This window comes from Rheinheimera sp. (assembly GCF_030824435.1).
Classification (GTDB): Bacteria; Pseudomonadota; Gammaproteobacteria; order Enterobacterales; family Alteromonadaceae; genus Pararheinheimera.
The window spans coordinates 45,857-72,389 of record NZ_JAVBXS010000095.1 but is presented as its reverse complement, the minus strand read 5'-3'; the positions used below and the strand labels follow the sequence as shown (position 1 = coordinate 72,389).

Annotated in this window: 23 protein-coding genes; 5 read left to right on the top strand and 18 right to left on the bottom strand. The window is 47.7% G+C overall.

Annotated features, from left to right (window positions below; genetic code table 11):
• The first annotated feature begins 77 nt into the window (after positions 1 to 77).
• Complete coding sequence (locus tag RCH83_RS15955) at positions 78 to 779, top strand: ThiF family adenylyltransferase (protein WP_306523772.1); 702 nt, start codon at positions 78 to 80, stop codon at positions 777 to 779.
• Positions 780 to 849: 70 nt separating this feature from the next.
• Here the strand turns inward: RCH83_RS15955 and RCH83_RS15950 are convergent, their stop codons facing one another.
• From RCH83_RS15950 to RCH83_RS15915, 8 genes are all read right to left on the bottom strand, one after another.
• Positions 850 to 1,263, bottom strand: a complete 414-nt coding sequence (locus RCH83_RS15950; RefSeq protein ID WP_306523771.1) for a putative zinc-binding protein — start codon at positions 1,261 to 1,263, stop codon at positions 850 to 852.
• Positions 1,264 to 1,357: 94 nt separating this feature from the next.
• Positions 1,358 to 1,528, bottom strand: a complete 171-nt coding sequence (locus RCH83_RS15945; RefSeq protein ID WP_306523770.1) for a hypothetical protein — start codon at positions 1,526 to 1,528, stop codon at positions 1,358 to 1,360.
• A 166-nt stretch (positions 1,529 to 1,694) separates the two neighbouring features.
• On the bottom strand, positions 1,695 to 4,031 hold the full coding sequence (locus RCH83_RS15940; RefSeq protein WP_306523769.1) for a diguanylate cyclase domain-containing protein: 2,337 nt from the start codon (positions 4,029 to 4,031) through the stop codon (positions 1,695 to 1,697).
• A 29-nt stretch (positions 4,032 to 4,060) separates the two neighbouring features.
• On the bottom strand, positions 4,061 to 6,901 hold the full coding sequence (locus RCH83_RS15935; RefSeq protein WP_306523768.1) for an EAL domain-containing protein: 2,841 nt from the start codon (positions 6,899 to 6,901) through the stop codon (positions 4,061 to 4,063).
• Positions 6,902 to 6,988: 87 nt separating this feature from the next.
• Positions 6,989 to 7,693: a methyl-accepting chemotaxis protein gene (locus RCH83_RS15930; RefSeq protein ID WP_373689796.1), complete on the bottom strand. Its 705-nt coding sequence runs from the start codon at positions 7,691 to 7,693 to the stop codon at positions 6,989 to 6,991.
• Between the two features lie 253 nt (positions 7,694 to 7,946).
• Entirely contained in the window at positions 7,947 to 8,534 is a 588-nt protein-coding gene (locus tag RCH83_RS15925) for a PAS domain-containing protein (RefSeq protein ID WP_306523766.1), read from the bottom strand.
• Positions 8,535 to 8,804: 270 nt separating this feature from the next.
• Entirely contained in the window at positions 8,805 to 10,022 is a 1,218-nt protein-coding gene (locus RCH83_RS15920; RefSeq protein WP_306523765.1) for an NnrS family protein, read from the bottom strand.
• A complete protein-coding gene (locus tag RCH83_RS15915) occupies positions 10,009 to 11,421 on the bottom strand; it encodes a nitrate/nitrite transporter (RefSeq protein WP_306523764.1) in 1,413 nt (470 codons plus the stop codon). Before RCH83_RS15915 ends, RCH83_RS15920 begins: the two co-directional genes overlap by 14 nt.
• 312 nt (positions 11,422 to 11,733) lie before the next feature.
• On the opposite strand from RCH83_RS15915, the gene RCH83_RS15910 reads away from it, so the two are divergent.
• Both RCH83_RS15910 and RCH83_RS15905 read left to right on the top strand, forming a co-directional pair.
• Positions 11,734 to 13,230: a NarK family nitrate/nitrite MFS transporter gene (locus RCH83_RS15910; protein WP_306523763.1), complete on the top strand. Its 1,497-nt coding sequence runs from the start codon at positions 11,734 to 11,736 to the stop codon at positions 13,228 to 13,230.
• A 117-nt stretch (positions 13,231 to 13,347) separates the two neighbouring features.
• Positions 13,348 to 15,138, top strand: coding sequence for a bifunctional protein-serine/threonine kinase/phosphatase (locus RCH83_RS15905; RefSeq protein ID WP_306523762.1), 1,791 nt, complete (start codon positions 13,348 to 13,350; stop codon positions 15,136 to 15,138).
• Positions 15,139 to 15,427: 289 nt separating this feature from the next.
• Here the strand turns inward: RCH83_RS15905 and mog are convergent, their stop codons facing one another.
• From mog to RCH83_RS15890, 3 genes are read right to left on the bottom strand one after another with little or no spacing between them, the layout of a single operon-like run.
• Positions 15,428 to 15,961 (bottom strand): molybdopterin adenylyltransferase, encoded by a 534-nt coding sequence (gene mog, locus RCH83_RS15900; RefSeq protein ID WP_306523761.1) that lies wholly within the window; start codon positions 15,959 to 15,961, stop codon positions 15,428 to 15,430.
• A gap of 12 nt (positions 15,962 to 15,973) precedes the next feature.
• On the bottom strand, positions 15,974 to 16,939 hold the full coding sequence (locus RCH83_RS15895; RefSeq protein WP_306523760.1) for a U32 family peptidase: 966 nt from the start codon (positions 16,937 to 16,939) through the stop codon (positions 15,974 to 15,976).
• 3 nt (positions 16,940 to 16,942) lie between these two features.
• The gene (locus RCH83_RS15890) at positions 16,943 to 17,938 is read right to left on the bottom strand and encodes a peptidase U32 family protein (RefSeq protein ID WP_306523759.1); all 996 of its coding nucleotides are present in this window, start codon (positions 17,936 to 17,938) and stop codon (positions 16,943 to 16,945) included.
• A 115-nt stretch (positions 17,939 to 18,053) separates the two neighbouring features.
• Between RCH83_RS15890 and RCH83_RS15885 the strand changes: the two genes are divergently transcribed.
• Together RCH83_RS15885 and RCH83_RS15880 are read left to right on the top strand one after the other, a co-directional pair.
• The gene (locus tag RCH83_RS15885; protein ID WP_306523758.1) at positions 18,054 to 18,557 is read left to right on the top strand and encodes an SCP2 domain-containing protein; all 504 of its coding nucleotides are present in this window, start codon (positions 18,054 to 18,056) and stop codon (positions 18,555 to 18,557) included.
• A gap of 151 nt (positions 18,558 to 18,708) precedes the next feature.
• Complete coding sequence (locus RCH83_RS15880) at positions 18,709 to 18,945, top strand: hypothetical protein (RefSeq protein ID WP_306523757.1); 237 nt, start codon at positions 18,709 to 18,711, stop codon at positions 18,943 to 18,945.
• 208 nt (positions 18,946 to 19,153) lie between these two features.
• Here RCH83_RS15880 and RCH83_RS15875 read toward each other — a convergent pair whose 3' ends face one another.
• From RCH83_RS15875 to narJ, 7 genes are all read right to left on the bottom strand, one after another.
• A complete protein-coding gene (locus tag RCH83_RS15875) occupies positions 19,154 to 19,558 on the bottom strand; it encodes a ribonucleotide reductase subunit alpha (RefSeq protein ID WP_306523756.1) in 405 nt (134 codons plus the stop codon).
• A gap of 218 nt (positions 19,559 to 19,776) precedes the next feature.
• A complete protein-coding gene (nrdD, locus tag RCH83_RS15870) occupies positions 19,777 to 21,621 on the bottom strand; it encodes an anaerobic ribonucleoside-triphosphate reductase (RefSeq protein ID WP_306523755.1) in 1,845 nt (614 codons plus the stop codon).
• On the bottom strand, positions 21,609 to 22,196 hold the full coding sequence (gene nrdG / locus RCH83_RS15865) for an anaerobic ribonucleoside-triphosphate reductase activating protein (protein WP_306523754.1): 588 nt from the start codon (positions 22,194 to 22,196) through the stop codon (positions 21,609 to 21,611). Before nrdG ends, nrdD begins: the two co-directional genes overlap by 13 nt.
• A gap of 427 nt (positions 22,197 to 22,623) precedes the next feature.
• On the bottom strand, positions 22,624 to 23,838 hold the full coding sequence (locus RCH83_RS15860; protein ID WP_306523753.1) for an alginate export family protein: 1,215 nt from the start codon (positions 23,836 to 23,838) through the stop codon (positions 22,624 to 22,626).
• A 284-nt stretch (positions 23,839 to 24,122) separates the two neighbouring features.
• Positions 24,123 to 24,899 carry a peptidylprolyl isomerase gene (locus RCH83_RS15855; RefSeq protein ID WP_306523752.1) on the bottom strand — a complete coding sequence of 259 codons (777 nt, stop codon included), beginning with the start codon at positions 24,897 to 24,899 and terminating at the stop codon, positions 24,123 to 24,125.
• 90 nt (positions 24,900 to 24,989) lie between these two features.
• The gene (gene narI, locus RCH83_RS15850; RefSeq protein ID WP_306523751.1) at positions 24,990 to 25,694 is read right to left on the bottom strand and encodes a respiratory nitrate reductase subunit gamma; all 705 of its coding nucleotides are present in this window, start codon (positions 25,692 to 25,694) and stop codon (positions 24,990 to 24,992) included.
• 1 nt (position 25,695) lies between these two features.
• Positions 25,696 to 26,532 (bottom strand): nitrate reductase molybdenum cofactor assembly chaperone, encoded by an 837-nt coding sequence (narJ, locus tag RCH83_RS15845; RefSeq protein WP_306523750.1) that lies wholly within the window; start codon positions 26,530 to 26,532, stop codon positions 25,696 to 25,698.
• Position 26,533: the final 1 nt, after the last annotated feature.

The window sequence follows — 26,533 nt, the reverse complement described above, 5'->3', positions numbered from 1 at the left end:
CGTTTAAAGCCGCGAAAGGCATTGAACCAACCGCAGCCAAATGCTAATCCTGTGTTTTTTCCGGCGCCTTTGCCGGCATGTTTTCCGGTTTTGGCGGCCTGATTGATCGCAGCAATTTGCAACGGCAAATTTTATTTCGGGAAAGTGATATAGGTCAAAACAAAGCCGAAGTGGCAGCTTTGGCGCTACGGCAGCTGAACTCTGAGATTAAGGTTCGTGCTATTGCCGGTTATGCCGATCAGCCGCTGCTGCAACAGCTGGTGGCTGAACATCATTTGGTGCTGGATTGTTGTGACAACTTAACTACCAGGCTTTTGATCAATACCTGTTGTTATCAACAACAGGTACCGCTGGTGTCCGGTGCTGCTATCCGGATGGAAGGTCAGGTTTGTTGTTTTGCGATGAATGGCAACACAACAGCGCAAACCGCAGGGCAGGCAGATAGCACCAAGACGCAATTAGTTAACGAGCAAAACAATGATCAGCAGCCTTGTTATCAGTGTTTGTGTCTGAGTGTTGCCGGGCAGCAGCTCAGTTGCCTCGAAGCCGGTATTTTGTCACCTGTGGTTGGGGTGATTGGCAGTATGCAGGCGCTGGAAGCCATTAAAATTCTGTCAGGTTGTGGCACTGCACTTTTTGGCAAGTTATTGCTGCTGGATGCCAAATACAGCGAATGGCAAACCTTTCACATTAAAAAACAGCCGCATTGCCCTTGTTGCGGCAGGCCGCCAAAACCGGAAAACATGCCGGCAAAGGCGCCGGAAAAAACACAGGATTAGCATTTGGCTGCGGTTGGTTCAATGCCTTTCGCGGCTTTAAACGAAAGTGAACAACCGGCTTTCTGTCCGTTTAATGCCCGGTCTTGTGTTTGCCAGGCAAAATATCCTGTTGAATATGCTGTAATAATTTATACGCTTGTTGCAAATCACAATCTTCACCGTCGCGTTTTTTATAACCAAAGCTGGTCAGCTCCAGATGCCAGGTTGGCACCACCTGCTGTTGTGCCAGTGTCTGACGCACACAATTCAGCGCACAACCGTCGATGGCCAGAATATCGCGCCCCGATTTGGCTATTTTTACCAGCTGTTTTACCTGACCACCGACACCTGCAATACAAGACATCTGGGCTATACCTTCTCTATCCAGCACCACGGCCAAATCGTTGGCCAGCTGCGCCACATTTGAGCAGCCTGAGCAGGCATACACTAAGGGTTTGTGTTGTGCTGCTGTAGTTTCGTCAGTGCTTACAGATGATGTTGGCATCGTGGACTCCGCTCTGGTTGGCCTGTTGGATCAGAGCCTGAGTCTAAGCAATGGGATTTGTCACAACTTGATATAAATCAAGTCAAAGCCGCGGCTACTCATACAGAGGTATCAGGAACTGCAGTATTTGATGAGGAGCGGCAAATAGCAGTTCTTCTGCGAGTTTTAACGACAAGGCTCTGCTTTCTAAAGCTTGCTGGTATTTAGTTTGTTCATAAACCAGCACAAAAAAACTGATGCCAAGCAGCACTACTATCAACAACATCAGGTAAAGCACAGTCTGGAATCTGGTTGGTTTGTTTAGTCATAGTCCCATATTCATAGTCCCATATTCATAGTCCCAAGAAATCTCCATATCATGCCAAATATTCAACCCATCCCAGCCAGTGCAGTCTGAACGTCATGTTTAGTGGTTAAAGTTGTTTGGCAGCTCAGGTTTTATGAAACAAATACACCGCATTGCGTCCATTACGTTTAGCGTGATACATAGCCTCATCACCAAACTTCATTAAATCACGGCTGTTGCCGGCATGTTCCGGATATAACACCACACCAATACTGGATGAAATATGCAGTTCCACACCATCATCCATCACAAAGGTTTGTTCCATTTGAGCGCGGATTTTTTCTGCAACCTGTAATGCGTCATCTTGGGTGTTGATGTCCGGCAGCAACACAATAAATTCATCCCCACCAACCCTTGCCGGTGTATCCGACTGACGTAAACAGCACAACATGCGCTCTGCCACCTGCCTGAGCAACCAATCGCCGGCGTCGTGGCCTTGTATGTCATTCACTTGTTTAAATTTATCCAAATCAATAAAAAGCAGCGCCAGCTGTTGCGGTTTTCTGTCAGCAACCAGTAGCAACTGATTCATTCTTTCTTCTAATAAGCGCCGGTTTGGCAAAGCTGTTAAAGGGTCGTAATAAGCCATACGTTTAATAGTGTCCTCGGCCGCTTTACGCTCAGAAATATCGCGGGTAACGCCAACAAGTTGTTTTGGTTGACCGTCGCTGCCAAGAAGCACTCTGGCCACGACTTCAACCGGCACCATATGTCCGTCTTTATGCTGCAATTCCATTTCCAGCTTTAGATCCAGTTTTGAATAATCTCCTTTGGCTATGCTGGCATACAGCCGTTCTAACTCAGCGTTCACCTTATTATTGTCTTGTGAAGCAAACTGACTGATGTTCAGGTCAGTGAGTTCTTCGGCGGTATAACCACGCAAACGTTTGACCGAGGGGCTGCGGTAAATAAATTTCAGCGACGGTAATTCCGCCACCCAGATCACATCATTGCTGTTTTCTACTACCAACTGATAACGCTGTTGTACTTCACGCAGTTGCTCTGCCATCCGGGCTTTTTCCACGATAAAAGCGGTGAGCTGCGAATATTCTTCAATCAACCTTAATTCGTCATCATCGGGTACAGCGCTGTGCTGGTGGTAAATGGCAAAGGTACCGAGAAAGTGACCACGGGAGTCCATAAAGGGCTGCGACCAGCAAGCCCGTAAACCTGCCGCCAGCGCATCGTCTTTAAAATCCCGCCAGAAAGGATGGCTGCTGATATCTTCAACAATAACCCGGCTTTTGCGTGCTGCCGCTGTACCACAGGACCCAACTCCTTCAGCTACGGAAACTTCTTTGGTGACCTCACGCCAGGACAGTGCAATGCTGGGAGAAGAGGCATGTTGTAGTGTTTTGCCATCTTCCGACACCAGTAAGACCGAACATAAAATACCAGCGTGATGGGATTCGATAATTTTCATCACTTCATCAAGCAGTTCTTTCATCGACAAGCCTGAATTCAGATCTGCAAGCACTCTGTTGTAAATATTCAGAAAATGGTTACGGTAAGCTAACTTTTTTTCGGCAACATCACGTTGGGCTGATAAGTTTTGTAATTGCAGCCGGGTTTGTTGCAACCATGCCATTACACTGTCACTTGAAAACGAAGGGTTGCTTGTGCTGTTGCTGGTAAAATCACCTTGCCCCAATGCAGCCAATTGTTGTCTTAAGGTATAAGGGGCGGCGCCCAACACTTTTTGCAATGAACGGTAGCTAAACCACAGCAGTGCCAACCACAACAAACCTGAACTGGCAAAGACCCAGCGCGCGACATTGGCGGCATCAAGGGAACGTTTCAGCGAATCTGCTGTGCGCTGTTCAATCAAAGTGGTGAATGCATCAATGGGTTCTAAAATAGCCAGTTTAAATCTGTCGTAGTTGGCATCAAACACCATCTGACGGGCCTGTTGTTTTTGTGCTTCTGTTGTGGCTTGCCCAAATATCCGGATGGCATTTAATTCGATGTCAGACAACTGTCTGGAATGTTCAAATGCCAATGTCAGCAATTCATTTTCTTTGCGGCCAAAAGCAAAAATTTTTGCTCTTTGTAAGGCATTTTCTTTTTGACTGCCTACTGCACTTGGCGCTACGCCACCATAAATCACCAGATCCCAATAGATATAGGGGCTTTCAGGCCTGGCTTTTTCCCCATCACGAATTGCCATCAAGTCCAGATATAATTGCCGGTATTTATCATCGCCGGTGGTGATGTAGTTACGCACCATTTTGGTCAGGGTTTCACTGGAATGGCGAAATTCATCTGCTATTTCAAAAGCGTCCAGTCTGGCTTTGGCCGATTGTTCGACTTGTTTTTCTGCCTGCACATAAGCTCTGAAAGCAAAAATAACCAAAAAGAAGGTGATGCTAATCGCAATAATCCAGGCCAGCTGGTGATTTTTGTGTTTTGCATTAAATGGCATGTTAAAGCCCCTTTTGATTTATCGGCAGATCAAAAGCTACCCGGTAATTGCTCAACAGGAACTGGCTTGCCCAATAAATAACCCTGAAAACAATGGCAACCGGCATCAATTAAAAAATGCAGTTGCTCCGTTGTTTCAACACCTTCAGCCACCACCTCAAGTTTCAGACTGGACGCCAGAGAAAGGATGGTGCTGACAACAGAAAAGTCTTCTGCACTGTTCAACATGTTGTTCACAAAAGAACGGTCAATTTTTAAGGTATCAATAGGTAATTTGGTTAAGTAACTTAACGACGAATAGCCGGTACCAAAATCATCCAGCGAAAAGTGCACTCCGAGTTGCCGCAGTTGTTTCATGGCATTGATGGTGTCTTCTACATCAGCCTGCAACATACTTTCAGTGATCTCAAGTTTCAGCAGCGCAGGCCTGGCATTGTAGTTTTGCAGTGCCGTTGTGACGGTTTTAACAAAGTTAGGCTGTTGCAACTGCCTGGCACTGACATTCACGGCTATTGTCCATTCACAGCGACCCGCATCCTGTGACCACAACTGTAACTGCCGGCAAGCTGTGTGCAGCACCCAGTTTCCTATCGCTAAAATAAGATTTGATTGTTCAGCCATTGGAATAAATTGGTTCGGAGACACCATGCCCAGCAGTTCACTCTGCCAGCGCACCAAAGCTTCAACACCAATCACTGCTTTTGCCTGATTAAAAATTGGCTGGTAATGCAACCTCAATTCATTTTTAGCGATAGCCAACGTCAGCTCACGCAACATTTCACTGCGTTTATTCAGCATCGATTGCAGCTCAGGATCAAAGAAACTGACCTGATTTTTACCATGTTCTTTGGATTGATACATGGCAATATCGGCTTGTTTCAGAAACTCGGAGGCATCCCGGCCTGAGCTGTCAAATAGCGTCAGACCTATACTGGGGGTCACTGTTATACTGTGGTCGTCGACCACAAAAGTACCTGACAGACGGGCACGAATTTGTTCGGCCTGATCAGCCGCCAGCTCCGAAGCATGTTGCCTTGATGATGAAAGACCCGCCATCAGTACCACAAACTCATCGCCGCCGAGCCGCGCAGCAGTCTGGGTGGCACCTATCTGATGCTGTAATCGCAGCGCGACTTGTTTTAGCAGTTCATCACCTGCTGAATGGCCAAGTGAATCGTTGATATCCTTAAAATTATCGAGGTCTATCAGCAATAAGGCATGAAAAAACGCGGTGTCCGTCGCGGGTTCATTAAACAATTTTTCCAGTTTTTCTTTTAATAATCTGCGATTGGGTAAGTTGGTCAGTTCGTCATAATAGGCCAGGCGTTTTGCCTCTTGTTCTGCCATTCTCCGCTCGGTAATATCGGCACGTATGGCGATATACTGCTCCGGTTTACCTGCGGAATTCAGAAAGGGCACTATGGTGGTATTTACCCAATACAAACTGCCATCTTTTGTTTTATTACATATTTCGCCATGCCAGATATTGCCTTTGGAGATGGTTTGCCACATGTTTTTAAAAAATGCCTGTGGATGATGACCAGAATTAATCAACCGATGGGAACGCCCCAGCAGCTCTTCTCTGGAATATTTTGAAATGTCACAAAATTTATTATTGACCGCAGTAATAATGCCTTTTGCATCGGTAAAGGCCACTATGGCATGTTCATCCAGCGCTTTTCTTAACTCTTCGGTTTCGCGCAAGGCGGCCATTTTTACCAGTTCAGCCTGTTCTTTTTCAGTGGTATCCACCACAAGACAAAGCACAGTTTCAATCACAGCCTGCTCGTTTGGTTCAGGCACAATAATAACGTCTCTATGCACTGTTTTTTCATCAGGGTAAGTGTATTCAAACTGAAATCTGACCATGTCACCGCCAAACGCCAGACGCAATTTTTCGGAGAAAAATTCGGTTAAGTCTTTGGGCAAAGTCTCTGAAATATGTTGACCAACCGGGCTTTGTTGAAAAAAGCCGGAGAGCTGGTGCATAAAAGGATTGATAAACACATATTGTAACGATGAGTTAAAACGCATTATACCCAGCGGAATATTTGCAACTATCGTTTGCAGCTCTGCATCTTTTTTCCGGGTTCTGGCATCAGCGATTTTGGCGAGTTGATAAGGACGTTTCAGCTCAGTCCAGTAGATTGCCGCATAAATAAAAACTGCAGAACCTATTTTAAACAGATGGCCAATCAGCAAGCTGAAATCTGAAGGTGTGACATAATTGGTCAGGGTCAGAGCACAGCAGGCCATACAATAAGATGACCCGGCAAAATACAATTCCTGACTACGGCCATTCCCACGATAACGACGCCAAAATATAAATGCCAGAACGATATTCGCCAGAAAAAGACCATATTCAATATTGGTTTTAAAAGGGGTGACACCAGTGCCGGGGTCAAAAGTGGCAGGAAACAAGGCTAAATGATAAAGCCCCGCATATGACACAACCGCAGTCAGTGAAATTGCCGCCAATAGCCAAAAACTTTTGCGGCCACTAAAGCGAAAATGACAGGCAAGAGCTGTCATGATCAACAACTCGACAATACGTCCTACAAGCCAAAAAAATATCGATTTTTCCGGCGAACTTTCGCTGACAAGTAATGGCATGCCTTTATAAGAAAGTGCGTGAATATAATCAATAAGTGCAATAGCGGTAAAACCAAACACCAGCATATTGGTAAAGCGGCTTGTTGCCCCATCCAGGCGCTGAAACAAAATAGCGACAATGGACACAGAAACAAAAATGGACAATAACTCCAGCGTCAGGTGAACAACCCATAAGTGTTCAGTATCCAGTTTATTCAAATAAAGCGGTGGTAATGCTATTGCGCTTAATGCCAGAGCTATGGTCAGGGCAAAAAACATCAAGATCCCGGCTTTACCGACCCTAAAGTTGCTTATTGTCATTTTGTTATTCTCAATAGCGACACATTTGAAAGCATCGGCCAACAGCTAACGCTTAAAGCGCACCACCAACTCGTGTAATTCCTCCGATGTTGACTTCAGCAAAGTGATAGAGCCCGAAGTTTGTTGTGCACTTTCGGCGCTGGTGCCTGCCAAATCGGCAATGCTCACCACTTGTTTGTTAATGTCATCAGCAACATGAGCTTGCTGCTCTACGGCTGCAGCCATTTGCGTGGACATATGTGCAATTTGTTCCACAGCTGCTGAAATGCCCTGCAGCATCCGGCCGCTTTCAAGCACCTTCTCCAGCCCTTCATCTGACGCCTCTGCACCCGCCTGAGCTGTATGCACCGCATTTTGTGCTTTGCTGGTCAGTTGATGAATAATGGAATAAATTTCCTGAGTGGATTGTTGGGTTCTTTTGGCAAGATTGCGAACTTCATCAGCAACCACCGCAAAACCCCGTCCCTGATCACCAGCTCTGGCGGCTTCTATGGCAGCGTTCAGCGCAAGCAAATTCGTCTGGTCGGCGATTTGTTCAATAATTTGTGCGGCTTGTGCTATCAGAGAGGTTTGATTGGATACTTCAGCCACTGAATGACTGATATCTGTTACTGTATCCCGCAGTTTTTCAATGGACAGTCTGGTTGTTTCGGCTATCTGGTTGCCTTTAATGGCTAAATTATTGGCGGTTTCGGCATGGCCAGCTGTGTCAGCTACATGTTTTGACACCTCAGCAATAGTACTGGTCATTTCATTCATTGCGGTGGCAACCTGGAAAGTTTCGGCTTGTTGCCTTTCAATATTCTTACAGGTTGTTTGGGTTAGCGTAAAACCTGCTTCTGACTCTTTTGCGACATTCAGTGCTGCATTTTCGATACGGGTAATTACAGTTCCTAAATGGGCGTTTTGACTTAAAATAGCCACTTTTAACAGCCCCAGCGCTCCCGTTGACGAGGTATAAGATTGCGCCGCAAGCTCGTGTGAAAAACTAAACTTCAGCATTTCATTCAGCGATTGTATTGTTGTTTTTGATGGACATCATAGTCGCATAAACAATCACAGAGGCAAGAAGGGCAATTTCAGACGCTGCCTGAAAACCCAAAGCCAAAATAAAAGCTGCCGCTAAAATTGCACAAAGCAGAAACGAATTCTCAAAAGAAATGGGCCAGGATCTGGTCTTTTTACCGGCATTAATCCGGGCATAAAGGCCTTCTGCCCTGACGACATCTTCCCGCTTTGGGCAAGATCGGACAGATTCGTAACCTACAACTTTTCCTTTTTCGGTCACTGGCGTGACATATGCGTCCACCCAATAATAATCACCGTTTTTACAGCGATTTTTTACCAGGCCCATCCAGGGTTTACCGGCTTTCAGATGTGACCACATCACCTCAAAAGCAGCAGCCGGCATCTCAGGGTGCCTGACAGTATTATGAGGCTGGCCAATCAGTTCGTGTTTTTCAAAACCGCTGACATCCACAAAAGCATCATTACATTCCACAATGTTACCTTGAGTATCAGTGACGGAAATAAGTTTGGTTGCAGCCGAGAAGGTTTTTTCTTTTGTGGTGATGGGTTGATTATTTCTCACACTAACTCCTTTGGATACTACTCCAGATATCCAACAAGGCTAGTATGAATTTAGGGAATGGACTAATTAAAACTTCAATTTTTTTAATAAAATCAGTTTGTTAAAGAAAGAATCGCAACTTAACCTCTGCGCATTTACATCTTTTACATTGCTTATATTTATTCGCTGCAAATCTAAAATTAAGGTACTTCTGAGTAGGCTCAGCCAAGTCAAAAATGCAAAAACCAGCCGTATGGCTGGTTTTTTCCGTCTAATTAGCAAAAGTTGGTTTTAACCCGGTCTGCCATCTGCTCTGTCGCTGGTTAAAATATGGGCGTAACAATAACAAAACAGGCCATAACCCAGCACCCAGCAGCCAATCGCCAGTAGCAATAATGTTTGTGTTTTGTCAGGCCACAGCAGCAGTAACAGGCTGCGGCAAATGCCAGCTGCTACCACCAGCACAAAAGCCGGCACCATCAGAGCGGACACCTGCAAAGGCCGGCCTGTGTGGCCTAAAGATACCCGCGCCATCATGGCGATAATCATCGAACCCATAGCACCGGCGGTCAGCGCATGTAAAGCGGTGCTTTTTAGCACTACATGACCAAACAGGCTGATGCCACTGTAATGCAAAGCAAATAAAGCAAGACCAACTGGAATAAACCAATAAGCCAGATGCAAAGACCACAGCAGTGGCACTCTGACCGCGATCCAGATTTTCCAGCGCCAACAACGAATGGCTAAAAACAGTGCCGCCAGTGCATACAAAGTTGCAATCAGCGGGTGCGGTAAAAAATTTTCCAGTTTTAAAAACTGCTGAATAAACACCAGCCACAAAAGCCCAAGCGCCAGGCGGTCAAGCCACAATAACGGCTCTACCTTTTTTGTTTGGGTGCCATTGGCGGTAAACATTGGCAGTACCCGGCCACCCATAATGCTCATCACTAAAGTCAGTAACATCACAGCGCTGTAAAGGCCATGTTGTTGCAGCATATAGTCGTTAAAATACAAACCGGCGAAGCTGACGGCATTGCAGAGTGTCAGTAGTATCAGCACTGGTACAAAAAACAAATTGCGCCACTGGCCTATCGCAAAAATGGGTTTGGCCAGCAGCACCGCCGCCAGAGGTAAAAACAATAAATCCACCAGCGCCACTAACCAAAGCGGCAAAGCTGCGCCAAATAACATCAGCAGCCTTGCAGCCAGCCAGCACAATACCAGTACCAATAAAGGTGTGCCGTGGGGTGCGCGCAGGCCAGTCCAGTTTTGCATGGCGGTTAATAAAAAACCGGCCACTATGGCGCAGCCAAAACCAAAAATCATTTCATGGCTGTGCCAGAACAGAATATTGCCAACAGGGGACAACTTGACCTGGCCAAACAGCGCCAGCCCCCATAATAAGATGGCAACACAACCAAAAGCGCCACCCAATAAAAACAAGGGCCGAAATGCCAGCCGAAGCAGTGGTGGAATTTTAAGTTCTGTTGTGAGATCAGTGATTTGCATTATGTGTTCCCGTCTTAAATGGCTGCTGATGTTGCTCTGCAGTTTCGTCATCCGTTAATAAAAAATTATGTGCCCGTGCAGCGGCCAGCTCCCGTTGATATAACTCACGCTGGTTGGCAAAAAACATCAAAATCATACAAAAAGCCAACACGCCGTATAGCAACATAAAACAGGCGGTATGAATACCCAATAAGTCTTGTGATAAACCAAACAACAACGGCAAAGTACAACCACCCAACGCCCCGATAGCGGCCACCATACCACCGGCAGCGCTGAGTTCGTCCGGGTAATAATCGTAAATGGTGCGAAACACACTGGCGCGGCCCAGGCCCTGCGCAATACCAATCACAAAAATCAATAAGGTAAAAAGCCAGAGGTTAATATTAATTTCCAGCACCACTTCTTTTTCAATACCGTGGATCACCAGACTGGTGGGCGGGTAACTTAAAATAAATAAACAAATCAGACAGATCCAAAACACACTCCAGTTCACAGCCCGGCCACCATAACGGTCGGCCAGCCAGCCGCCCAGGGCACGCACCATGCTGGAGGTGGCGACAAAAAACAAGGTAAAAGCCATGGCGTCAGCGGCACTCAGCCGATAAGCCTGCATGTAATATCGGGGCAACCACAGCAGCAGCGCCAGAAAACTGCCAAAGACAAAATAATAATAAAGCGAAAAACGCCACAGCCTGGCATCTTTTAACAACACCAAACTACGTTGCCAAAAACTGCGTTGCCAAACACCACTTAGCTTGGTGTTTTGTGTGTTGCTGCTGGCAGCAACCGGATTGATTGGCTTATTGCCGGGCAGCAAAGGCGCAAACAAATAAAAAACAATCAACACCAAAAAGGTCAGCAACGCATAACTGGCGCCTAAACCAAAAGGCAAGGCCATATTGGTTAAAAGGGGCACCAACAATAAACTTAAGGCGGCGCCGGCATTACCAACGCCAAAAAGCCCCATAATGGTGCCTTGTTGCGCTGGCGGATAAAACGCCGACACATAAGCAATACCCAGCGTAAAAGCCACACCGGCCAGACCAAGCCATAAACCCAGCAATACCAGACTCAGCAGACTTTGCGCATAAGGCAATAACAATAAAGCGGGAATAAGCAGCAACATCAGCCACAACCATAAAGTGCGGGGGCTGATTCTTTCCGCCAGGATACCTGCCGGAAACCTTAATAAAGCGCCGGTCAGCACAGGAGCTGACAACAACAAACCATAATCTGTGGCGCTTAAGTGCAGTTTTTCCGCAAGCTCCAGCCCAATAGCGGCATATAAACACCAGATGGCAAAACACCAGGCAAAGGTGACAATGGCACAAATAAGTGCCCGGCGGGCCTGAGGTAAAGGCGTCAGCAACATTTCACTCCCATCAATAGCGTCTGGCATAGCGGGTTTTGCCTTTGGTGTTTTGTAGCTAGCTGATGATAAACCCAGCCGCTGCTGTTGTGGTTTTTCATCAGGAGTATCCCTTTCGTTTTGCGGTCGCCATCTTGTGCTGCAGCCTTACCTCTTTATGGGTAGTTGTTGCTGGTGTGGCAGCTTTTAAGCTTGCTTTAAGCGCTACCCACAAAGTGATATTCCTTATTAAAACAAAGGTTTATTGCTTATTTTGCTTGATTAAAGTCAATGTTTTTAAGCCACAGACTCTCTATGCTTCAGCCAGTTTTATTGTTACTGGGTGTTCCACTGGAGGTTTATATGTCCAAGCTGTCCTCTTCCGTCCTTGATGCCGGAAAGGTCAATTTGCTGAATTTTGGTGATGCAAAAATAAAAACGCTGCATTTAACCTGGTTTGCATTTTTTCTGACTTTTGTGATGTGGTTTAACCACGCGCCGTTACTCACCGAAATTAAACAGGCGCTGAGCCTGACGGATGCGCAGGTCAAAGCCTTATTAATTCTGAACGTGGCGCTGACCATACCGGCCCGTATTGTGGTGGGTATTCTGGTCGACAAGTTTGGCCCGCGCATTATGTACAGCCTGTTACTGCTGATTTCGTCGTTTTTTTGTATAGGTTTTGCGCTGGCCGAAAGTTTTGAAACTCTGGCGTTATTCCGCTTTTTGCTGGGTTTTGTTGGTGCAGGTTTTGTGATTGGCATCCGGCTGGTGGGCGAGTGGTTTCCAAGCCATCAGGTGGGCACTGCCGAAGGTATTTATGGTGGCTGGGGTAACTTTGGTTCGGCAGCAGCTGCCATGACCTTGCCCACCATCGCGCTGATGTATGGTGGTGCTGATGGCTGGCGTTATTCACTGATTAGCGTTGGTGTGTTCAGCGCTGTGTATGCGTTGCTGTTTTACCATCAGGCGCGTAATACGCCTAAAGGTTCGGTGTATTTTAAACCGAAAAAAAGTGGCGCTATGGAAGTCACCAGCTGGGGCGATTTGTGGCTTTTGATCCTGATGAATATTCCGATGCATCTGGCACTTGCTATGTTGGCCTGGAAAATGTCACCTGCCGGGGTGAATTTATTCTCCGAACAATATATGTATTTAATTCAGGCCAGTTTGGTGCTGCTGTTTATCATTCAGACCCATCAGGTATGGCGGGTGAATGCCGAACATTTGCGTAAAGGTGTGCCAGAGCATGAAAAATATTCGTTTAAACAAGTGGCTATTCTGGACGTTGCTTATTTCACTACTTTTGGCTCTGAGCTGGCGGTAGTGTCCATGTTGCCGCTGTTTTTCCTCGAGACTTTTTCCGGTTTAAACCCTGTTACCGCAGGTTTATTGGCATCGAGTTTTGCTTTTATGAACCTGGTGTCCAGACCTATGGGTGGATGGTTCTCAGATAAATTTGGCCGTCGCAAAAGTATGGTGCTGTTAATTGCCGGTTTGTCGGCCGGTTATTTTATGATGGGTTTAATGGACAGCAGCTGGTGGTTGCCGCTGGCGGTATTTGTCAGCATGGCCTGTAGCTTTTTTGTGCAGGGTGGTGAAGGCGCGGTATTTGCCATAGTGCCGTTAATTAAACGCCGGATGACAGGCCAGATAGCCGGTATGGCCGGTGCTTATGGCAACGTGGGTGCCGTGGTGTATTTAACGGTATTTAGTTATGTCGACTATCAAACCTTCTTTTTTGTCATAGGTGCAACAGCGCTGATTGGTCTGGTGGCTGTGATGTTCCTGGATGACCCTAAAGGCCACATTACTGAAGTGGATGAAGACGGCAACGTACACCATATTCATGTAAGTTAAGCTGATTGTTAAAAAAACCGGTAAAACTGGCTGTGTGACAACAGCCAGTTTTGTTATCTGTAGTGAGCTTTAAATTAAACAGTCCTGGGTTATTTATCCGGCTGGCAAGGGGCAAAGATGGTGCCAGCGCAAGGCAATGAAGCAGCGTCTTTATTACAACTAAAACTGGCGGTGGGCGGTTGCACTCTGGCTGGCCAAAAAGCAAAAAATGAAGATGCCATTGGCTGGCAACTGCCAGAAGATGCCCATTTATTAACTTATAAAGGCGGCTGTTTTTGTCTGGCGGATGGGGTCAGTTCGGCCGAAGCAGGGCAACAAGCCAGCGAATATGCGGTGCAACATTTTGCCCAGGAATACATAAATACCCCCGATAGCTGGTCGGTAAACCATAGCGCCAGTCAGTTGCTGGCCAGTATTAACACCGCACTTTATCAACAAAGCCATGCTTATGTTTCGGATGAAAAAGGCCTTTTATGCACCTTTAGCAGCCTGATCATTAAATCTCATACTGCTTATTTTTTTCATATTGGCGACAGCCGTATTTACCTGTGGCGTCAGGGGGGTATTACTCAGCTGACGCAGGACCACACCACTAAACTCAGTGAAAACCGCCAGTTTTTAGGTCGTGCCCTTGGCATGGACGAGCAGGTGCAATGGCAAGCCGGCACTGTGGCACTTGAGCAAGACGACAGGTTTTTACTTTGCAGTGACGGCCTGTCGGATTTTATTGACGACCATAAACTTTCAGCGCTGTTACAACCTGAGCTGAGCACAAAGGATGTAAGCACGCAGCAAGATTTAACCCAGCTGGCTGAGCGGTTATGCCAGCTGGCGCTTGAAAACGGCAGTGATGACAATATCAGCGTTGTGATTGTAGAAGTGCAGGGCTTAAGCGCTGAAACCCTGGATGACTACAGCGAAAGGCTGACCCGCTTACCGTTTTTACCTGTGTTGGTGCCCGGCATGAAAGTGGATGGTTATCAGGTAGAAAAAGAGATTTTTGCCAGCAGCCGCAGCCATTTATATCTGGTGCGGGATTTAGCCACTGACAAACAATGGGTGTTAAAAACACCGTCGGTAAATTTTGCCGACGATCATGCTTATATCGAGCGTTTTATCCGCGAAGAATGGATAGGGCTTCGTATTGCCCACCCCAATGTGGTGCAGGTGCACCGTCAGCAGCGCCCCCGCACTTTTTTATATTATTTATTGGCTTATGTGGAAGGTGAAACCCTGGAGCAGTGGTTTGCCCGCGCTGATAAACCACTGAAACCGGCCAAAGCCATAGCGCTGGTAAAGCAGATAGCGGATGGCTTGCAGGCCTTTCACAAGCTGGGTGCTGTGCATCAGGATTTAAAACCCGGCAATATTATGCGCCGCTCCGACGGCAGCTTAGTGCTGGTCGATTTTGGCTCTGTGTATGTGGCCGGCCTTGCCGAAATATTTTCGCCGCTACCACAAGATATTGCCCTTGGCACCGCCAGTTATTCAGACCCGCATTATTTGCTGGGCCATAACTCCGGCGTGCAGGGTGATGTGTATGCGCTGGCTACCATTTGCTACGAGCTGTTTACCGGCCAGCTGCCGTACGGCCCCAAAGTAGAAGATTGCCAAAGTATGCGTGACTACCAAAAACTGCGGTATCAGCACAGTGATCAGCACAACCCCGTCATTCCACCCTGGTTCGACCGCGCACTGGAACTAGGCGTCAGCCTGGATTTAAGCCAGCGCTACAGTTCAGTCAGCTTGCTGATGAAAGACTTACAAAACCCCAACCCTCTGTTTTTACAACAACAAGTAGTAGCCAAACACAAAACCAACCGGCTGTTATTCTGGCAACTGATGTCCGGCTTCTGGTTTGCCACTTTATTGCTGGTGATTTGGTTGTTTTTAATCAAGAAGGGGTAGTGGGGCTTTTGCCTTGTCGGCAAAATAAGGTTGTTTAGGTCGGTGTTGTTTTTTAGCAAAGTAGATAAAAGTGAATATTCTTTTTTGATTCAGTATGTTGGGAGGAAGTGGTTGCAGTGTTTTAGCGCCGGAGTGGCAGCATCGATTTAACTTAAACCACCAGCGGCAACTACGCCGTTCGCCCGTTCGCGCCTCCCGCGCTCACTATTGATAGTGTCGACATAAAACCAACAGCGGGAGTGACAATCCGGCCAGATAGTTTGTCACACAAGGGAGCAGCACAAAACCCTTAGCCTTTTTTCGGCCTGAATATCTTGATCACCTCGTCGTTACATTCCAGATAAGGCCCTTCCATCAAATCGATACAATAAGGCACGGCCGGAAATACTGCGTCCAGGCATTGGCGGATAGCACTGGGTTTGCCTGGTAAATTAATAATTAAACTGCTGCCACGAAGGCCGGCGGTTTGGCGTGACAAAATAGCGGTCGGCACATATTTTAGTGATTCAGCGCGCATCAGCTCACCAAAACCCGGCATCATTCTGTCGCATACCGCTTCTGTGGCTTCCGGGGTAACATCCCTTTTGGCAGGGCCCGTGCCGCCGGTTGTCACCACCAGGCAACAGCCCAGCTCATCTACCAGCTGACATAAAGTTTGTTCAATCAGCGGCTGTTCGTCTGGGATCACTTTGTATTCGGCCTGCCATGGGCTTAATAAATACTGATTTAAAGTGTCGATAATGGCTTTGCCGGAAATATCGTCATAAATACCGGCAAAAGCGCGGTCGCTGACGGTCAGAATGCCAATTTTGGCTGTTTGCATCTTTGTATCCTTTTATTCGTCAGTCTGCTGTAAACGAGCCTGCTGTAAACCAGCCAACTGATGCCAATAACCGTTGCAGTCGTTTGCCGGTAAAGGTTGACGGGAAGTTGCAGTGCTTTCAAGTACTTGCTGAAATTTATCAAGCCATTCAAAACTGTGTTCAGGCTCAGGGCTTAACCGTACCACATCCACCAGCCCTTGCATTGAAGGCAAATCGTTGAGCAGGTTATACCTTTCGCCCGACTGGGTTTGAATGCCGTTGAGTAAAAACACCGCTTCGCCTTCCTGCGATTTGGCAATGCGGCCTTTGGGGTAATTGAGGCAACAAAGTTCACACTGATCTTTAGCGCGGTTTTCCGAGCGGGCGGTAAAACAACGGCCCGACCAGGCCAGTGGCAAATGGCCAAAGCCAAATACTTCCACTTCAAAACAGTCGCGCACGTCGGCAATTAACGGTTGCTGCAAAATATCCAGTAACCAGTCGCGCGACAGCTCCACCGGCATGACCCAACGTTTCATGCCCAGCTGTACTAACTGGCGCAGCGCCTTGTGGTTATAAACACTAATGGCAGCACCGGCCACAAAAGGCAGTTGTTGCTCCTGCACCATCTGAATAGCACCCACATCGTTGGCTTCAATCCAAAAATCGCCATTGTCACAATAACGGCGCAGCTCTTTGAGCTCAGAAGGGGATTCCAGCATGGTCAGGGTCGATAACACCACTTCTTTACCGGCTTCGCGCAGCATCTGGGCAATGGCAAAATAATCGCTGAATTTCAGTTCGCGCCTTTTGCTGCAGACGGTTTCGCCCAAATACACCACCTGAGCTTTTGAACTTGCCGCTTGCTGATAAAAATCCAGGATCTGCGCTTTGGGCCAATAATATTGCACCGGCCCCAAGGCCAGTTTTAGTGGCGCAGCTGGGCTTGCTGAGGTTGCCGGGCTGGCCTGGTTTACTGAGTGTGTAAAAAGAGACATAAGTTATTTCCAGCTGCGATGATAAGCGCCAAGGGTGGTTTGGCTGCCTTCGGAAAGTGAGGCCAGCACCTGATCCCAATGCGCCTGTACGCTAAAGGCGTCCGGGTTTTTCAGCAGGGTGTCGATAGCCTGACGCCAAACCCGGGTCAGGCTTGCCACATAAGCCGGGCTGCGCTGACGGCCTTCAATTTTTAACGAACGAATGCCTTCGCGGTGTAGTTCCGGCAGCAGCGCTAATGTATTCAGGCTGGTCGGCTCTTCCAGTGTATGGTAAAGCTCACCGTCTACATCAAAGCGGCCTTTACATAAAGTGGGATAACCTGCGGTTTCGCCCGGGGCAAATTTGTCTATCAACACACCGTTTAAACGCGATTCCAGACTGCCATCCTTATGTTCCTGCCAGCGCACAAAAGCTGCAGGAGAGCAGGCGCCTGCGGTATTGGGGGATTGGCCGGTTAAATAAGAGCTTAAATAACAACGACCTTCGGCCATAATACAGAGGCTGCCAAAAGCAAAAACTTCAAGTTCTATGTCGCTGCTGCGGGCTATGGCTCTGACTTGCTGAATGGACAACACCCTTGGCAGCACCACGCGGCTGATGCCAAACTTGCGGTAAAATTCAATAGCAGCCATATTGGTGGCCGAAGCCTGCACCGACAAATGTCGCTCTATGTGCGGGTACTGCTCAGCGGCATAAGCCAGCACCGCCATATCGGCAATAATCAGTGCGTCTGCACCCGCGCTAACTGCCTGATCTACCGCTTGTTGCCAGCGTTGCCAGTTATTGGGGTGAGCAAAAGTGTTAATAGCCACATGCAGTTTTTTGCCAGCTTTATGCACATAAGCACAAGCTTCGGCCAGCTTTAAATCATCAAGATTAAGGCCGGCAAAATTACGGGCATTGGTATCGTTTTTTAAGCCAACATAAACAGCGTCAGCACCGTTTTCCACTGCTGCTTTAAGCGCCGCCACACTGCCGGCAGGGCACAATAATTCCATCTGTCACTACCTCTTTTGCCTGATGGGCGCCTGACTTTGGCTGTGTCACCATAACCAACAAATCAGGATTTCACTGAAGCTCAGTATAAATTGTTGAATCAAAGAGGTGTTCCCAATGTGTCAACTCAAAATGATTACTCCCAAAGTGATAAAAGCCTTGCCAGCCTTTGGTCAAAAGCTGAATCAATGGTTGCCGCTGCAGCTGCAGATTGGCCTGATAAGCCAGGTGCTGAACCGGCTTTTTCTGACACATTGCCAACAGGGCGAACTGGATTTTTTAGCCGACAAAACAGTGGTGATAGAGGTCACAGATTTTGCTTTTTTGTTTAGTTTGCAGCTGCGCCAACACAAACTTTGCGTCAGCGCTTGTGATGATTTACAAAAACAACAAGCCGACTTAAGGGTGAAAGCCAGCAGCAGCGATTTTTTCCTGTTATGCAGCAGCCAGGCCGATCCCGACACACTGTTTTTTCAGCGCCGTTTAAGCATGCTGGGCGATACCGAACTGGGCCTTTATTTAAAAAACTTCCTCGATAGTTTTGACTGTGCGGCACAGTTACCAACAACTGTCTGGCAATTGCAGCAAAAAGTGGCAAAAGTGTTGTCTGCAGCAGGCTAAAAGACGCGAGCAGCCAGCCATCGCAGGCTGGGCTGTGCAGTTAACTTTGATCTTTTTAAGAGTGCTACTTTGATTTTTGTGATGTTGTTTTTGCGGGTTGAGCGGGCTGGTTTTCGGCCGCTTTGGCTTCTGCCAGCAAGGATAAAAACAGTTGCCGTCTTACCTCTGTATCAGCCGGGATCAGTTTGCCATTTGTGCCATGAAAAGTGGTGGGCATATCGGCCCAAACCTGAGCTTCCGCCTGATCCAGGGGGGGGTGTACCGGCTGCTGTTCAGCCCGGGTTTTTGCCCTGTTGCCGGTCAGCCATGTTGTAAAACGATGCAGCAGTGGTATCAATCAGGTTTGCCTTCTGTCATGGTGGTGATGCCTGAACCAGGTGTTACCTGACTCAGGCAGCGTCTGGCATCAAACAATAACAGCACTATCTTGATTGTGCAGCAAAACTTGTTGTTTTATTTGGGTTTTATTTGATTTTTATCAGCGACACTCAGTGGATAGCTGTTGCCGCCTTTTCATTTGCCCCTGACTTTCGGTGAATACAGCCTGGCAGTTTTATCGTGGCGCTTCATACAGCGCAGCAGTTTTATCGTGGCGCTTAATAAAGCGCCACCAGCTCACCATGACGGTTAAAAGTCAGGAAGTCGGCAATAATGCCGGACTGAATTTTTGCCAGCATCATTTTCAGTGGTTGTTCGGCTTCGTCGCTATTGGGGGCAAAACCAGCACGGCCGCCAAGGGCCGACACAAAAGCAATATCCCAGTCAATGCCGGTGACGGCAGATTCAGCGGTTAAAGTGGCAAATTCAGCAATTTCTTCCGGCAGTTTATCCACACAAAGCACCGGACTTAAAGCTCCGCCATGACCTTGCTGATAACTGTCGTGCTGGTTTTGGGTGTAACCATTGGGCAGTTCGGCTTTGGCAAATACAAACAACAGCCGCTGTGGCTCGTTTTGTTGTTTGGCGGCAGTAATTAAATCCTGATAACTTTCAATATTCATCTGAAACTCCCGGCCTTTTTTGGCATTAACAATGTGGTTCTGCTGCACTTTTTTGTTGATCACAGGCTAACACCAGTATGGGTAGCATAAAATGCACCAAGCGCAGCAAGGGTTGGCGTCAGTGTAACAACAGCAGGCTGAGGGCAGTTTGCACAGAAGGGGGAGTTCAACTCCCCCTTTGTGGGTAGCTGGCGCTGGCCAGGCGTTTGCAAAAGCCTTTAAGCAGGGATTGTTTGTTGTTGTGGTTTCTGGGGTTGTGTTTGTTTCGCCGGGCTTTGATGGTAGTGGCGCAGCTGATGTTCAATACGCCGGCCTTTGCTAAAAGCCGAGACCCGCTTTAAATAACCTATCACTCTGGTGCCGTAGTCAATATCTGTGCTGCCACAGCAGGAGCAGGCCGCTAAGGTGCGTTTGTCGATGGCTTCGCAGCTATTGCAGATGGTAATTTTGACGTTAACACAAAAATAATTACAGCCGGTGCCGGCGGCAATATTCAGAAGTTTTAAATAAGCATCCTGACTGAGTTTTTCCTCCAGATTTAAATGCAAAGCTGAGCCACCATCGAGGTAATCCAGCAGGGCACGGCCATGCAGCTGGAATTTATCCAGGGCGTTGCAGCTTTCATCCTCTACCACATAAAAATACGAGTTGTAACAGTCTCTTGGCACAAAATAACCGTCGGCTTTGTCCCATTTGGCGTTTTTAATACCCAGGTTTTCCGCCGGTACAAATTCGGTATTAAACAGATAACCGTATTTTGCTTTGGCGGTTTTATTGGCGTCAAAAATGGTTTTTAACTGCTGTTGTACAAAAGCAATATAAGCCGGATTATTGCTGGCGGTCAGGCCCTGCGATTCGGCCGCTTCTACCATGCCGTTAATGCCAATGGTTAAAAACTGTTTGTCCAGGCTGATAAAACCGGCGTCGTACACTGTAAGCATGCCTGCTGCCTGATATTCTTCCATCAGCTTGCGGTAAGCCACCTGATATTGCTGAATTTTTTCAATTTCTACCGCTAAATCGCGGCCATCCTGCACCAGCCGGTTCATATTGATGGTAATGACATTAATAGAGCCGGTGGCGACACCTCCTGCGCCTAACGAATAAGAAAAAGTGTTGTCGCTGATTTCACTGCGTAAACGGCAGCAAGAGGCCAGTGAGTCGGCGCTGTCGGACAAATACACAAAAAACGCACTGCCATCTGCCAGCTGTTGCGCCATTTTTTCGGCAAATTCTTTGTCTTTACAATAACTTTGCTCTGGCTTGTCCGTTTTTTCCGTCAGCATGGCAACTGTGACCACCGGGAAAGTTAAAATGGTTTTTTCCCTTTCCTGATTAAACCAGCTTAAAAAAAAGTCCTGTAAGGCGGATACCGACTGCCACTGCGGTTTTACAAAATCCGGGAATACAAAATTGCCAAACATAGAGTCAAAATAATATTGGTCGTACACCGAGATATTCCAGAACACACTCTGATAACCACGGGCTGCTGCCGGTTGGTTTAGCGCATAGACCACATGCTGCAGATGGTTTTCAATTTGTTTTTTGTGGGTTGTCAGGTAGTGATCGCCGTAGTCTTTGCGGGCAAAATAATCAAAATAAGTTAAAAATTCGACGGTAGCGACAGCGCCGGCAAACTGGCTGCTGACGGCAAAAACAAAGTTCACAAAACAACCACAAAAGGATTCTAAATGTTGTGGCGCTTTGGACTCACCACCCAGTTTGGTCAGGCCGTCACGTAAAAAGGGGTACATGGTCACAGACACACAATAAGGTTTTAAGCTGGTTTCGTCGTGTACATAAATTTCGTGGGCTTCAATTTGCCGCACATATTCTGCTGCCAAATCGCTGCCAAACAGTTCGGCAATTTTTTGACTGACCTGAGCCCGGTTCACCTGAATAAAATAATCTTTCATCAGCTCGGCTTCTAAAGTGGCAATGTTTTTTTGTGTGACATTGGCGTTGGCGTCCATTTTGGAGCCATCGGCGGCATTGGTGGCGTGCAGGTAGTGCTGAATAAAATCGAGTTTTTGTTGTACCTGATGGCTCATCAGTCGTTGCATGGTAAAAGTCCTTCTGAAGTTGTTTTTGTGGTCGCAGTCGTTGTTATGGTCGTGCTTATTGTGGCTGTGTTTGTTCTAGATTGTGTTGCTACTGAGTTTTTGCTGTTGCTGTTTTGTGCTGTCTGACGGAACTTCCAGCTTTGTTCCTGCAGCAGGTTTAAATCGTAAAAACGCTGATTGCTGCCAGGATGGCCCAAAGGACCCAGTTCAGCCTGCCAGCGGCCGGTTTTCAGATAATCCAGTAGCGGCAGCAGGCCGGGCGGCGGGCTATCCAGCCCTGTGTATAAACAGGTTTTTAGCCCCTGCTTTTTGCAAAGTTGCAGCAGTTGTTGCAAAAGCTTCGGTTGCCACTCACCGCCTAAAAACAACACACAGCTGATCAGGCCGCGGTATTTTTGCAGTTTTTCCAGAAGCAACGCCGGGCTGAGCGGTATGCCAGCATTGGCAGGCCAACTTTGTGCACTATGGCAACCTTTACAGCCCAGAGTGCAGCCGCTGATAGTAAAAGCCAGGCTGGTTTCGCCCGGCACTTCCTGCCACACCACTTGCTCGGCGTAAAAATATAAATCCGGCATAATCCTGTATCTTGTGTTTGCTGTGTGTTTTTGGCACTAGATATGGTGTTAGCTTAGGTTCTGCGCCCGGGCAGACTTTGATCTGGATCAATGTTTTTGGGTGCTTAAAAAGCGCATCTGGCTGCAGGCAGCATGGCGCCTGCGCTTATTACCCCAACAGAGGTAAAGGCGAAATCAATGTGCTTTGGGGGTTGGAGTGGGGGGAGTTTGAGCAGTTATAAAAAAAACGCCATCCGGAACCCTCTGGATGGCGTTGCAAAAAACCGACGTGGAGGTCGGGCCGAGAAGAAACTTACAGCTTATAACTTGCCATCAGCCAGACTTTGTTGGTGTCTGCGGTAGCATATCCGGCCGCTCTACGATCACAAGGCGCAACTGCGGCATGGCGTTGCAAAAAACCGACGTGGAGGTCGGGCCGGGACGAAACTTAAAGGTTATAACTGGCCATTAGCCAGACTTTGTTGGTGTCAGCGGCATGGCTATCGGCATTGTATTGTGCCAGTTTAACCAGCAGATTCAGTTGAGGCGTCGGATCCCAGGCCAGTGTGGCATTCACTTCAGAACCAAGCTGTTGACTGCCCGCATCGCTATCGTACTGGTGATAGCTCAGCGCCAGTTTTGTGCTTTTCACCGGCAGGCTGATTTCCAGTGCGTTGTCGCGCACACCACTATTGGGAGTTGTCAGGAATAAATCGGCAAAACCGTCAAAAGCATGCAGGGTGGCAAAAGGCGTTTGAAAAGCAGTTTGGCCGTCACCCGCCATGCGCTCCTGCCACACTTTGCCGGTGAATAAGCCAAAGTTGTAACTGAAATCAACACGATGGTAATGATGGTTAAAATCGACCGGCGCCTGATGGGCATCGGTTTGGCTGGCCAGTGCCAGTTGCCATTTTAATTTGGGCAAGGCAGCCAGATTGCCGCTGTAATCAAGCCCCTGGGTGCTGCTGTCGCGCGCTTGCAGCGTGTCAAAATCCAAATCATAAACAAAAGCGCTGAGCTGCTGCGTTGTGAGCAGTTGCCAGTTTAAGGTGGCGAGATTAAAACGACCGTGCAAGTCGGCGGCACTGCCTTTGGGACCAAACACTCTGTTGGCGTTATGCAGGCTTGCAAGGTCCAGTTGCCAGTTGGCAGCGAGTTTTTGCTGATAACGTAACCCATCAAAAGTCTGTTCATTTTGCCGCCAGCCAACACTGCCGATAAACCTTTGATTATTCAGGTTAATACGCTGACGACCCAGGGTAAATTGTGCATCGGGGTTAGGGCTGATAATTAGTGCAGCCTGATTGATATCAGTGCCTGTCGGGTCTGCGACTACTGAATAACGGCCATTGCCATTGACGGTGCTGTTGTATCTTTCGCCGCCGATGCTGCTGACATTGTCAATTTCCAGCAAGGCTTTGCTATTAAACCAGCTGCCGGTATTTAATGTCAGGCGGCTTCTTAAGGTAGAGGCAGTAGCGTTTTGTAGTGCTTTGTCTTCATCGACATTTTCCAGCCGGTAACGGAACTGGGCACTGACAGTCGTTTGTTTTAAGGCGTCAGCGGCGGAAGAAGCTGCATTGGCAGCTGGCAGGCAGAGGCTGGCGACAGTGAGGGCGAGCAGAGACACAGGGGTGAGTAAAACTGAGTTGGCTTTTTTCATAATTTCCTTCATCAAGGCGGCTAAAAAGCACGGAAATTATAAGGTCATTACGTTAAAACATGAATAAAATGAAATGGTTACTCAGTTTTTGGTAAGGCTGATTTAGCGGAGGTATCAAGCTAAAACTAAAGGAGTAGTTGTTTTTAGTTTGTGGCAAAAAGCTCGGTGTAAAAAAGCCCGAAGCAAATAACCGGTCGTAAAAAGCACAGAACTAAAAAAACCGCCGACTGCAGCCAGAGGGCGGTTTTTTTATAAATTGGCAACAATGCCGATGGCACGGGTTTTTATTGCATCAGCGGTGAGCTACTGACGGCAAAGTCATAACCTTCAATCTGCGCTTCCACAATCAGGCTCTGAATATATTGGGCTATGGCTTTACGGCGTACTTTTTCATTCAGGTAATCCTGAATTTTTTGCTCTACCGCGTTAAAAGGCAACAAGTCACCTTCAATCCGGCGCAGCACATCCACCACATGCAAACCAAAACGGCTTTCGACCGGGTAGGGCATCAGGCCGGGCTGGGCCTTAAACACCTGACGTTCAAATTCAGGCACAGTCTGGCCTTTGCTGATTTGGCCTAATAGACCACCACTGTCTTTGCTGCTGCACACCGAATAGTTGGCGGCAAGCTTTGCAAAATCGCTGGCTTGTTGCAGTTCAGTCAAAATAGATTCAGCCAGTTGTTTGGCTTTGGCGCGTTCAGCGTCGTTTTCCGGGGCGGCCGGCAACAAAATATGCCGCACTTCAATTAACGGTGAAGTGACAAAACGTTGTGGGTTTTGCTGATAATAATGCAGGCATTCGGCGCTGCTGGCGGTTGGAATAAGCACTTCCTGTTGCAGCAGTTTATCCAGCACTAAATCCTGTGACGCCGGGCTATGGTCCTGCAGCTGGTTTTCGTCGGCAAGGCCCAGTTCCAGCGCACGTTGTTTCAGCAGTTCAGCAATAATCAGGCTTTCAGCGGCTTTGAGCATAGCTGCACGTTTTTCAGCGGCCGGATGGTATTGCATCTCCGCCATAATGGCAGCTTCCGGAATTTGTTTTTCATTCACAATAATCATCATTTTCTCCGAAAAAACCGCTTTGACAGCAACCTGAGTTTCCTTTCAGGGAAAACAGCAGCTGCCAAAGCGGGGCAGAACAGCAAGGGCTTAACGGACAAAACGCTGGCGTACTATCTGATGCTGGCGGCGGAAATATTGCACCGGCACGCTCAGCATATGCACCAGGCGGCTAAACGGGAACAACACAAAAATGCTCATACCTAAAAACACATGGGCTTTAAAAATCCAGTGCACACCAGAAATTGCTTCTACCGCAGCAGCGCTCTGGAAGGTCATGGTGCTTTGCGCCCAGGTCATCAGCTTTAACATTTCGGCGCCGTCTAAATGCCCCATAGAGACAAAAATCGACAACAAACCCAAAATTAATTGTGCGTACAGCAGCAATAAAATGGCGATGTCCATGGTGCTGGAAGTGGCGCGTACCCTTGGGTTATTCAGCCGGCGGATAATTAAAATGGTCAGACCGTAAAAACAAATCAACCCAAAAAAACCACCGACACCCATGGCAATCAGTTGTTTCATTTCAACAGTGATGCCCAGCAGATGCCAGACCGCTTTTGGCATCAGCAAACCGGCAAAATGGCCAAAAAAGATCGCTATCACACCAATGTGAAAGGCAATACTGCCTTTTCGCAGCTGCTTTTTCTCCATGATCTGACTGGAGCTGGTTTTCCAGGTGTATTGCTCGCGGTCGTAGCGCACCCAGCTGCCGATAAACATAATGGCCATGGCAATGTAGGGGTAAATGCCAAAAGCAAAACTGTCAAAAATTGAAGGGGTAAAGGCGGTCATATCACACTCCTTTTACTGAAGCTGCTGTTGCAGCTGCAGCTCTTTTATTCGCGGCGGCATGGGCAAAAATTTCCGCAGCCAGCGAATCTTTATCTACAACATGGGCCTCTGGCGCCAAAGCGCCGGCGTCAGTGGCTAGCAGCTCGGTATTCAGCGGCACAAACTGGTCTTTGCGTTGTTGTTCGCTTGGACGTATCACACTGCTGGCACAAGCACCGTTTTGCTGTTCATTGCCAAGGAAAGTCACCATTTCTTCTTCCCAGACTTTGTCGAGCGCTTTAGGCGTGTCATCCCGTTCTTCAGTGGCAATTTGTGTCTGAATATCCGATAAATCGATGTCGGTATCTGACAGCTCCAACAGGGCAATAAACACCGCTGCATAGTTACACTGGCGTTTTTGCAAGCGGGCTGCCAGCAGCGCCAGCACTGGCGCTACTTCCTGCAAACCAAAACGGGCGTTGTCATCACCCTGGGTCGACAAAAACTCTAAATAAAGCGGCAGATAATCCGGCAGCTCTTTTAAGCCAATGTCCAAACCCGCTTCTTTATATTGGTTTTGCAGATTGACCATGGCCTGACCGCGGTCGCGTGACTCACCATGCACATGTTCAAACAACAACAAAGATAAAGAACGGCCACGTTCAAACAGACCGTCATAATCGGCCTGCCAGTCCATTAAATCGCCGCTCAGGCGCGCTGTGACAAAGTCACAGAGCGCTTGTTGGTTGGCAGCCGACAGGCCGGCGCTTTGAATAAGCGCCAGCAATTCTTCTTTGCTGTCATGCAAAAGTTCGGTGGGGTAATCCAGTAATAAGGATAAAACCTGTAAAATTTTCATC